General features: G+C 64.0%; 2 protein-coding genes. Both read right to left on the bottom strand.

The features are described 5' to 3' along the window. Positions 1 to 149: 149 nt before the first annotated feature. Entirely contained in the window at positions 150 to 488 is a 339-nt protein-coding gene (locus AC1DJT_RS36805) for a hypothetical protein (protein WP_476836074.1), read from the bottom strand. Continuing rightward, positions 481 to 720, bottom strand: coding sequence for a hypothetical protein (locus tag AC1DJT_RS36800; RefSeq protein ID WP_476768887.1), 240 nt, complete (start codon positions 718 to 720; stop codon positions 481 to 483). Before AC1DJT_RS36800 ends, AC1DJT_RS36805 begins: the two co-directional genes overlap by 8 nt. Positions 721 to 1,157: the final 437 nt, after the last annotated feature.

The following is a 1,157-nucleotide window of genomic DNA, read 5'->3' as shown; positions in this document are numbered from 1 at the left end:
GGTTTATCCGGTTCTACTGAAATTAATTGCACATAAGCGTGGGAAAAAACCCCGTAGCCACCAGCTCGGGAGCCATGGCGCTACGGGGTCTTCTGCACCCGGCCAACCCTGGGGAGGCCAACGCCGGGGAGCCATGGATCAGTGTAGGCCTATCTGCTGTTGCGGCTCCTGCCGTCGAAGCGTGTCAGGGAGAGGTCGTGCAGTGCCGAATGGTGATCCCGGTAGGTAGCCTGGTCAAGATGAGACAGGATTAGCCCTTCATACCCGCTCGGATGGACCTTTCCGGCCTTGATGCGGGCAGTAATGCTGTCGGCGTATTCGGCCCCCCTGCCCCGGCAACGCTGGTCGTGCTCGGTCATGCCTTGTCCCTCCGGAAGAAGCGCGTGGCTGCGTCCGTCCGTGACGGCAACGACGAGGCCAAGGCTTTCCGTCGCCGAGAGGCTGGTCGGCGGCAGATGGGCGACCGCCGCGRCCCTGACCTCAATCAAGCGCCTGCGCCATCCTGGCGGCGCGGGCCTCGATGGCGTCATGTGCCTTGCGCATCGCCTCGAGGGCGGCCTCGGCCAACTCGGCGCGCTGCTCCAGAGAGGCGACCGCGTCCATTACCATGACCTGGGTGTCAACGAGGATGCCTGCGAGGTCGTTGATGTGCGCCTTCGCGGCCTCCACGGCAGCGGGCGTGGCTGGCGAGTTGGACAGTTCCACCGCTGGCGCGGACATGCGAGCGAGGGCTTCGGCAGCCTCGGAGAGGAGGCAACCGTGGCCCCATCGGAGCGTGAGGCAAGTTGGAGCAGTCGCTCCGGGAGATCAGCCTTGGTCGCCATCAGAGCCACACGTACAGTCTGAGAGCGCCACCAACTACGTATTTGCGTCGGCGATCACCGGCAATAGCAGTGCGTTTGTGAGCACGACCACGCTCACCCACACCAACAGCTCTTACCCGCTCACTATGTCGGTTTACCGCTTCTTAACCACGGCGGGCGCCACTCTAGGAGCCGTGGACTCTTGGGATTGAACGAACCCGCTGACGCGGGAAAGCTGCGGGGTTTGTGACGGGAGGCTCCTGCTGGGAGGGTTTGGGTGTTGAAGCCACCCAGCCCAGCAGGAGCTCCCGATGACCGAAGCCAAGCCGATGAGCGCCCTTCGTCGCCGCATGA

The sequence above is a fragment of the Allobosea sp. 05T422_2 genome (assembly GCF_056396265.1).
Note: the sequence above shows the minus strand (reverse complement) of the source record. Positions and strands in the feature narration are given on the sequence as shown.